We start from the raw sequence: 9586 nt of genomic DNA on the forward strand, positions 1-9586 counted from the left end.
CACCCGGTGCCCGCGCACCGGCTCCATCACGGGAACGTCCGCACCATGAGCCGCCAGCCACACGCGCATCGCCGCGCGATTCGCCACGCCCTCGCTCTTGCCGTCGTCGCTGCGCTGTCCGCGCCGGCGCACGCGCAGAACGTCGAAGCCTCCACGGACGGAAGCCGCGAAGCCACCGAACTTGACGCGGTCATCGTGACCGGCCGTTCGGGCATCCAGGAACGCAGCAAGGCCGAGACCAGCTATTCGGTCACGCGCATCGACGAGGAACGCCTGCGCATGCAGGCACCGACGTCCGTCACCGAAGCCATGAAGTCCGTGCCGGGCTTCTGGGTCGAAGCCTCCGGCGGCGAAGCCAGCGGCAACATCCGTGCACGCGGCATCCCGGTGGACGGCTTCGGCTCGGTGAACCTGCTCGAGGACGGCATGCCGGTGCAGCACGACCCCGCGCTGGGCTACCTCAACGCCGACCAGGTGTTCCGCCTGGACGAGACCATCGAGCGCATCGAAGTGGTGCGCGGCGGTCCGTCGTCGGTGTTCTACTCCAACGCGCCGGCCGGTGCGATCAACTTCGTGCCGCGCGTGGTCGGCGACGAGGCCGAGGGCGTCATGAAGTACACCTGGGGCGACTACGGCCTGGGCCGCCTGGACTTCTTCTACGGGACACCGATTGGCGCGGGCGACTGGAAGCTGGGCGTGGGCGGCTTCTACCGCCAGGATGACGGCATCCGCGATCCCGGCTTCGACGCCAACAAGGGCGGCCAGTTCCGCGTCAACCTGAGCCGTGCGTTCGAGCGCGGCGACATGATGTTCGACTTCAAGCGCATCGACGACGACGTCATCCTGTACCTGGGCATCCCGATGCGCACCTACGCCGACGGCGAGATCCGTGGCGTGCCGGGCTTCGACGGCAACTTCGGCACGATGGCCGGCCCTGAAACGGAGCGCATGCGGCTGCTGCAGGGCGATGGCACGTATTACGACTTCGACAATTCGGTCGGCACCGGCATCGAGCGCGACCAGTACACGTTCAAGTTCAACTACGACCTGGGCGCCGGCTTCCGCCTGGCCGAGTCGCTGCGCTACAGCACCACGGAGACCACGCGCAACGGCGTCTACCCGCTGCAGTTGCAGAGCGCGGCGCAGTGGCTCAACGGTGCGGACGCGCGCCGCGCGCTGGCGTCGGTCCCCGGTGCGACCCGCCTGCAGCTGCGCTACGCCAGCGACCCGTCGCAGGTGTTCGATACGGCCAACCAGAACGGCAACGGCCTGATGGTGGTCGGCGGCGTGCGCGGCATCACCGCGCCGGTCAACGAGCTGACCAACGACACGCGCCTGATGCGCCGCTTCGAAATGGGCGAGCAGAGCCACGACGTCACCTTCGGCTATTACTACGCGCAGTTCGACCAGGACTTCGACCGCTACTCGTCCAACGTGCTGCTGGACGTACGCGACAATGCGCGCCTGCTCGACCTGGTCGCGCTGGACGCGGCCGGCAACCCGATCAAGACCATCACCGAGGGCGGCATCTTCCGCAACGGTTACGAGTGGGAGAACGCCAGCGGCCGCTCCACCACGCACGCGTTCTACCTGTCGGACGAGTGGCAGGTGAACGACAGGCTGCGCCTGGACGGCGGCGTGCGCCACGAGGAAGTGAACGTCGAAGGCTGGATGGAAATCCGCACCACGGCCAACCTGGGCTCGTTCCCCAACTCGAACATGCTCACCGGCTCGGGCCAGTTCATCACCTACGACGAAAGCTTCAGCAAGTCCGGCTGGACGGTGGGCGCGAACTACCAGTTCTCGCCGTACCAGGGGGTGTTCGCGCGCTGGACCTCGGCCTTCCGCCTGCCCAGCCTCAACGCTTACATCACGCGCTGGTCGAACTGCTCGCTGGCCGCGGTGGACGCCTGCGTGAACGCCAACTCCAACAAGCCCATCACCCAGACGATGGATCTGGCCGAGGCCGGTTACAAGTTCACGCACCAGAACCTGGACGTGTACGCGACCGCCTTCTACACCAAGTACGACAACGTCGGTTTCAGCAACTCGGTGTTCAACCTCAGCGGCACCGTGCAGCGCGTCGAGCAGGGCTACGCCGCCACCAGGACCTACGGCCTGGAACTCGAAGCGGCGTGGTATCCGATCGACTGGTTCGACATGCAGGTCACCGCGACGCTGCAGGAGCCCGAGTACGACAACCTGCGCTACACCGAATCGGTTAACGGCTCGCCGGTCATCCGCAACTACGTCGGCAACCAGTTGATCCGCGTGCCCAAGCAGAGCCTGCGCGTGGTGCCGGGCGTGAACCTGCTCGACCAGCGCCTGCGCCTGCAGCTGGCGTACGAGTACCAGGGCGAGCGTTACGTCGACACCGCCAACACCGTTCGCCTGCCGTCCTACGACGTGTGGAGCGCCAGCGCGCGCTACGACATCACGCCGCAGTGGTCGGTGTTCGGCTACGTGGACAACATCGACAACTCGCTGGGCCTGACCGAAGGCAACCCGCGCGCGGGCGAACTGGTCAACGCCGATGCCGGTGCCAATACGTTCATCGCACGCCCGGTGCTGGGCCGCTCGTACCGCCTGGCCGTGATGTACAAATTCTGATGCGCATTGCCGCAGTAATCATCGCGGCGCTGGGGGCGGCCCTGCCATGGACCGCCTCCGCCTGCGACGTGGAGCGCCCGTCGGGGCAGGCGCCGTGCACGCTCGCGGCCGTGGATGCGTTGCCGCTCGCCGCCCTGCAGTTCATCGGCACGCACAACAGCTACAAGCTGGCGATTCCGACCGCCGAGCTGGCGGCACACCACGCGGTGGACGCCGCCGGTGCGGACGGGCTGGACTACGCGCATTCGTCGCTGCCCGCGCAGTTGGACCTGGGCGTGCGAACGCTGGAACTGGACGTCTACCACGACCCGCAGGGCGGCCGGTACCTCGCGCCGCCCGGCGCGCATCGCCGCGGCTACGCGGCACCGCCGTGGTCGCCGGCCGACCTGGCGCGCATGCGTGCGCCGGGCTTCAAGGTCATGCACCTGCAGGACATCGACTTCCGCAGCTCGTGCGTGACGTTCGTGCAATGCCTGCAACAGGTGCGCGACTGGTCCGCGACGCATCCGTGGCACGCGCCGATCATGATTTCGGTGAATGCGAAGGACGGCGCCGGCGGTCAGAAGGCGACGCCCGCGCTGCCGTTCGACGCGGCGGCGTTCGACGCGCTGGATGCGGAAGTCCGTGGCGTCTTCGGCGCGGCGCAGCTGTTCCAGCCCGTGCACTTGCGCGGCAGCCATCGCAGCCTGCCTGAAGCGGTCCGTGCGCAGGGATGGCCGACGCTCGGACGCATGCGCGGCAAGGTCTTCCTGGTGCTGGACGAAGGCCCGGCCAAGCGCGCGATCTACCGTGCGCGCGGTACCTCGCCGGCGATGTTCGTCGCCTCCGATCGCATCGAGGACGACAGCGCCATCGCGATCCTCAACGAGCCGCTCGGCCAGCGTCGCGACATCGCCCGCGCCTTGAAGGCCGGCCTGCTGGTGCGCACGCGCGCCGACGCCGACACGCGGGAGGCACGCACCGGCGCGACGCAGCGACGCGAGGCCGCCTTCGCGAGCGGCGCGCAGTTCGTCTCCACCGACTATCCGCGACCGGATCCGCGGTGGCCGGAGTACCGCGTCGAGTTCCCCGGCGGCGGCTTCCTCCGTTGCCACCCTGCGCATCCCGCGTGCGCCTCGCTGATGGAGCCCTGACATGCGTGCCCTGTTGCAGGCGCTTGCGTTGTTAACTGCGTTGTGGCCGACGGCGGACGTGCTGGCGGCCGATCCGTCCGAGCGAAAGCCCGACGTGGTGATGGAAGGCACGCTCGACGGCCGTGACCACCAGCGCTACCGCACCGTGCCGTTCGACGTGCCCGCCGGCACCGAGCGCATCACCGTGCAGTTCGAGTACGACGGACGCGAGCAGAAGACCACGGTGGATCTCGGGCTGCTCGGCCCTGGCGGTTTTTCCAGCCCGCAGGGATTCCGCGGCTGGAGCGGCGGCAACAAGCGGCTGTTCACCGTTTCCTCCACCGACGCCACGCCGTCGTACCTGCCGGGCGGGATCGCGCCGGGTCGGTGGTCGCTGCTGCTGGGCATTCCGAACATCCGCCAGGGCGTGACCTCGCGCTACCGCGCGCAGGTATGGCTGGACGGGGCCGGCGAGCCGTTCTGGCAGCCGCCGGTGCTGGCGGCGCCGTTGCGTGCGGAGGCAGGCTGGTATCGCGGCGACCTGCATCTGCACGACGCGCACAGCGACGGCAGCTGCAAGAGCCAGAACGGCGTGAAGGTGCCGTGCCCGCTGTTCCTCACCGCGCAGGCGGCGGCCGCACGCGGCCTGGATTTCATTGCCATCACCGACCACAACACCGTCTCGCAGGCCAACGGCATCCGCGAACTGCAGCCGTACTTCGACCGTCTGCTGCTGATGCCCGGCCGCGAGATCACCACCTTCAGCGGCCACGCCAACCTGTTCGGCAGCGTGGCACCGCTGGACTTCCGCGTGAGCGGTGACCGCGAGTGGGACGACGTTCTGCGCGATGCGCAGCAGCTGCAGGCCGTGGTGTCGATCAACCATCCGATCCGGCCTTCGGACGAACGCTGCATGGGTTGCGGCTGGACGCCGTCGCCTGCGGCCGACGTAAACCTTCTGCAGGCGGTGGAAGTGGTGAACGGCATGGACGCGGACACGCCGTACTCCGGCATTCCGTTCTGGCATGCGCAACTGGATGCCGGCCACCGGCTCACCGCGATCGGCGGCAGCGACAACCATGATGCGGCGCAATCGCTGTCGGGGCTCGGTGGCGGTGCGATCGGCCAGCCGACCACCGTGGTGCACGCGCGCGAGTTGTCGATGCCGGCCATCCTCGACGGACTGCGCGCTGGTCACGTGTTCGTGGACGTGCAGGGCACGCGTGCCCGCTGGATGTCGATGAACGCCCGCGCAGGCGCAAAGACCGCCGGCATGGGCGACACGTTGAGCGTCCCGAATGGCACGACGGTCGGCTTCGAACTGCAGACCCGCGATCTGGCCGGCGCGCGCGTCGTGGTGTGGCTGGACGGAAAACAGGTGCAGCTGCTGGACGATGCGACCATCGCCTCCGACGGACAGACGCTGCGCTTCGACTGGCAGGGCGACGGCCGTGCGCACTGGCTGCGCGTGGACGTGCGCGGGCCGGACGGAACGCTCTGGCTGATCGGCAATCCGGTCTACCTGCGTCCACCGGGCGGCTCGGGCCAGAGCAGTTCCGGCTGAAACATCGAGCGGCGGCGGATCACGTCACTGCCGGTGGTCACGAAGATGCCGCTGCCCGTGTAGTGCAGCGTGCGCGGCTGCTTCGGCGTGGCGGCGACGTGCGCCTTCACCACCTCGAAGATGAAGAAGTTGTAGCGATCCACCATCGCGTCGTCGTGCAGCCGGCATTCGAAGCTGGCGTGGCACTGCGCGATCAGCGGCGCGCCGACCTTGCGCGCCGGCCGCGGTGTCAGGCCGAACGCCTCGAACTTGTCGACCTGCGCACCGGAACAGTTGCCGATCCCGACCACGGTGTCGACCATCGCCGCGGTGGGCAGGTTGATCACGCACTCGCCGCTGCCGCGGACGAGCCCGAAGCTGTGGTTGTCGCCGGCGATCATGCAGCCCACCAGCGACGGTTCGAATTCCAGCATCGTGTGCCAGCCCAGCGTCATGATGTTGCGCCGTCCGGCATGGGCCGAGCTGATCAGCACGATGGGGCCGGGCTCCAGGTAGCGGCGGACCTGGTTCACGGGGAAGTCGGACTTGCGCGGGATCCGTGGCATGGCGCGGCTCGTCGATGGCGAGGCATGCAAGCCTAGCGACGCCGCGCGCAAGGCATCTTCACGGCATGGGACGGCCGTCATGGCAGCATCGGTGCGCCAACGATACGTTCCCGATGGACACCGAGGGCTCGCGCGTGCGGATGCCAAGGATCCGGATACACAACATCGGCTTCGGCCTGGCGCTGCTGGTGATCGTGCTGCTGGAATGGCAGGCCAAGCGCACGCAGGAAGCGCTGCTGCGCGCCGACCAGGCGGTGGCGCGCAGCGTGGAGGTGCTCACCGTGGTGCAGGGCACGCTGTCGGCCCTGCAGGACGTCGAGACCGGCATGCGCGGCTATGTCATCACGGGCACCGCGGACTTCCTGGAACCGTACGAACGGGGAATCAAGCGGCTGGCCTTCGAGCGCGGGCGGCTGCAGGACATGATCGGCAGCCGTCCCGGCTATGCGGTGTGGTGGGCCGACACGCAGCAGGCCATCGACGAGCGCCTCCGTCTGGCGCAGGCCAACGTGGACCTGCGCCGGAATCACGGACTGGACGCGGCCACTGCCAGCGTGACCCAGGCCGGCGGCAAACAGGCGATGGACCGCGTGCGCGCGTTGCTGGCGCGGCTGGAAACCGAGGAGCGCTGGCGGCTGGCGCGCCAGCACGAACTGGTGAACCAGCGCGTCGCCGAGTTCCGCATGTGGACCACGTGGGGCACGCTGCTGGCGCTGACGCTGCTCGTCGCCGCACTGATCTCGGTCCACCGCAGCCTGGCGCAGCGACGCAGGGCGATGCTCGCCGCGCGCGCAGGAGAAGCGCGCCAGCGGGCGATCATGCAGGCCATCCCCGACCTGCTGTGGCAGATCGACGCCGAGGGCCGGCCAAAGCTGCTGTCCAACGCCCACGGGGCGACGCTGCCGCAGGTCGTGCTCGCCGCGATCCGCGGTGTGCTGGGCGAAGTCCGTGCAGGCACGGGCGTACGCACGCTGACCACCCAGGACGAGGACGGTCGCATCTACGAGGCGCGCCTGGTCGCCATCGACGAGGGGCACCTGGCGATCGTGCGCGAGGTCACCGAGTTCATCCAGCAGGAACGCGCGCTGCGCGACCAGCATGAATTCCTGCGCGCCATCGTCGACGTGGACGAGAGCCTGATCTTCGTCCGCGATACCAGTGGACGCTTCACCCTGTGCAACAACGCGTTCGCCGCGGTGATGGGGCTGACCCCGATGCAGCTCGAAGGCAGGCGGCCGGAGGATCTGGCCGAGCACCGCATCATCGGTCCGCTGCTGCACGCGGACGAAGCGCTGCTGCAGGGCGAGAACGAATGGCGCGCCGACCGCGTCCGCATCGTCGATGCGCGTGGTACCGAACGCTGGATGCAGGTGCTCAAGCGTCCGCTGGAACTGGCCAGCGCGCAGCGGCAGGTGCTCACGGTGGTGGTGGACGTGTCGGCGCAGCAGCGCATGGAGCGGATGAAGGACGAGTTCATCTCCACCATCAGCCACGAGTTGCGCACGCCGCTCACCTCGATCCGCGGCGCGCTGGGCATGGTGGCCGGCGGCATGACCGGCGAGCTGCCGGACGCCGCGCGGCCGCTGCTCGACATCGCGCACAAGAACACCGAACGCCTGGTGCGCCTGATCAACGACATCCTCGACATCGAGAAGCTGCAGTGGGGCGGGCTGTCGCTGCAGTTGCACCGGCTGCCGCTGCGCGCGCTGGTGGCGCAGTCGGTGGACCAGATCGCCACGTACGGGCGCGAGTTCGACGTGTCGGTGGAATTCCACCCGGGCGACGACGGCGTGGTGGAAGCGGACGTGGACCGCTTCGCGCAGGTCATGGCCAACCTGCTGTCCAACGCGATCAAGCATTCGCGTCCGGGCGGCGTCGTCGACGTGTCGGTGACGCGGGCCGATGGCGGTCTGCGGATCGACGTGCGCGACCATGGCGAGGGCATCCCGGAGAACTTCCGTCCGCGCGTGTTCGAGCGCTTCGCGCAGGCGGACGCATCCGACGTGCGCCGCCGTGGAGGCACCGGCCTTGGCCTGGCCATCACCCAGTCGCTGGTGGAGAAGATGGGCGGGCGCATCGGCTTCGACACGGTGACGGGCCAGGGCACGCGCTTCCACGTCTGGCTGCCGGAAGCGATGCGCCTGAACGACACCGCGCACGTCGCCGGGCCGGACGACGCGCCCTGCGTGGTGCTGCTGCAGGACGACGCGGTGATGGCCGACGAGCTCTCCCGCATGCTGGCCGAACACGGCTATCGCACCTGTGTGGCCGGTGACGCGGCGCAGGCGCGCAGCATGCTCGATTCGCCCAATGCGCAGGGCCTGGCCATCGACCTGGGTTCGGCGGGCACCTCGGCGCAGGGCGTGCTGCGCGACCTGCGCTCGCAGGCGCGCTTCCGCTTCCTGCCGGTGCTGCTGCTGGGCATGCGCCCGCCATCGGTCGCCACCGAAGGCCTGCGTGGCGGCGCGGTCGGCGTGGTGGACTGGCTCGGCAAGCCGCTGGATCCGGAGCAGGTGGCCGAAACCGTGCGCTCCACGCTGCGCGGCCGCAACGGACGACGCGACGTGCTGCACGTGGAGGACGATGAGGACGTGCGCGAGGTGCTGCGCACCCTGCTGGAAGGCCACGCCCTGAACCTGCACGCCGCCGGCACGCTGGAGGAGGCACGCGAGCAGCTTGCGCGGCGCCGGCACGACCTGGTGATCCTGGACATGATGCTGCCCGACGGCGACGGCTCGGAGCTGCTGCCCGAACTCGCGCATGCGCGGCCGCCGACGCCGGTGATCATCTTCTCCGCGCAGGACGCGGGACTGGCGGAAAGCCGCACCGTGCTGCGGCGGCTGGTCAAATCACGCCACCATGCCCGCGAGCTTGCGACCCTGATCCTGGAGAGCCTGCGCCACTGGCCGGCCAGTGGCGCGCAGACGAAGGAGGCCGGATGAGCGAACCGATGAAAGTCCTGATGGTCGAGGACGAGGAAGACATCGCCCTAATCGTGCGGTACCTGCTGGAGCGCAACGGCTTCACGGTCGAGCACCTGGCCGACGGACGTGCCGGTCTGGAACGCATACAGGCCGGGCCCGCGCCCGACCTGGTGCTGATGGATTTCATGCTGCCGTTCCGCGACGGCCTGGAACTGGTCGAACGGCTGCGCGCGTTGCCCGAGTGGAAATCCGTGCCGGTGCTGATGCTGACGGCCAAGGCGCGCGAGGCCGACATCGTGCGTGCGCTGGAGATCGGTGCCGACGATTACGTCACCAAGCCCTTCCAGCCGGAAGAACTGCTGGCCCGCATCCGCCGCCTGCTGAGGCGTTCGCTGTGACCAAGGCAGTGGCGGGACCGCTGGTGGCGGTCGCGCTGGCCGCGCTCGCCGGTGCGCTGCATGCGCAGACCGTCGAACAGGCGCAGGCGCGCATCGACGCACGCGACTACGCGGCCGCCGCGCGCATCCTCGAACAGCGGCTGCAGGCGGCACCCGACGATGCGCAGGCGCGCTTCCTACTGGCCCGCACGCATGCGTGGAATGGCGAACCCGGACGCGCGCTGCCGCTGTACGAAGCCCTGTTGTCCAACGAGCCCGACAACGCCGATTACCTGCTCGGCTACGGTCAGGCGTTGTCGTGGTCGGGCCGCCATGCCCAAGCCAGCGAGGTACTGGAGCGTGCGCAGCGGATCGCGCCCACTTACGCCGACATCGGCGCGGCGCTGACGCAGGCGCGTGCGGCGCAGGTGGCCGCGGAGGCGCCACCACCGGT

The 9586-nt window shown here is 69.1% G+C and carries 7 protein-coding genes; 6 read left to right on the forward strand and 1 reads right to left on the reverse strand.

Translation table 11 applies throughout. The features are described from left to right. Positions 1–45 precede the first annotated feature (45 nt). The 3 genes from VFE83_RS00375 to VFE83_RS00385 are packed head-to-tail and all read left to right on the forward strand — an operon-like array spanning position 46 to position 5286. Complete coding sequence (locus tag VFE83_RS00375) at positions 46–2610, forward strand: TonB-dependent receptor (RefSeq protein WP_324902881.1); 2565 nt, start codon at positions 46–48, stop codon at positions 2608–2610. Next, the gene (locus VFE83_RS00380) at positions 2610–3743 is read left to right on the forward strand and encodes a Ca2+-dependent phosphoinositide-specific phospholipase C (RefSeq protein ID WP_324902882.1); all 1134 of its coding nucleotides are present in this window, start codon (positions 2610–2612) and stop codon (positions 3741–3743) included. The genes VFE83_RS00375 and VFE83_RS00380 overlap by 1 nt, the downstream gene beginning before the upstream one ends. Before the next feature lies 1 nt (position 3744). After that, on the forward strand, positions 3745–5286 hold the full coding sequence (locus VFE83_RS00385; protein WP_324902883.1) for a CehA/McbA family metallohydrolase: 1542 nt from the start codon (positions 3745–3747) through the stop codon (positions 5284–5286). Here the strand turns inward: VFE83_RS00385 and VFE83_RS00390 are convergent. Continuing rightward, positions 5241–5831: a flavin reductase family protein gene (locus VFE83_RS00390; protein WP_324902884.1), complete on the reverse strand. Its 591-nt coding sequence runs from the start codon at positions 5829–5831 to the stop codon at positions 5241–5243. The genes VFE83_RS00385 and VFE83_RS00390 overlap by 46 nt on opposite strands. A 113-nt stretch (positions 5832–5944) precedes the next feature. Between VFE83_RS00390 and VFE83_RS00395 the strand changes: the two genes are divergently transcribed. From VFE83_RS00395 to VFE83_RS00405, 3 genes are all read left to right on the forward strand, one after another. Continuing rightward, positions 5945–8773, forward strand: coding sequence for a CHASE3 domain-containing protein (locus VFE83_RS00395; RefSeq protein WP_324902885.1), 2829 nt, complete (start codon positions 5945–5947; stop codon positions 8771–8773). Next, complete coding sequence (locus tag VFE83_RS00400) at positions 8770–9153, forward strand: response regulator (RefSeq protein ID WP_324902886.1); 384 nt, start codon at positions 8770–8772, stop codon at positions 9151–9153. The genes VFE83_RS00395 and VFE83_RS00400 overlap by 4 nt, the downstream gene beginning before the upstream one ends. After that, positions 9150–9586, forward strand: a 437-nt coding sequence (locus VFE83_RS00405; protein WP_324902887.1) for a tetratricopeptide repeat protein, incomplete at its 3' end; no start/stop codon positions are given. The genes VFE83_RS00400 and VFE83_RS00405, both read left to right, overlap by 4 nt.

It is taken from the genome of Lysobacter sp., from assembly GCF_035655815.1.
Taxonomy (GTDB): domain Bacteria; phylum Pseudomonadota; class Gammaproteobacteria; order Xanthomonadales; family Xanthomonadaceae; genus Lysobacter_J.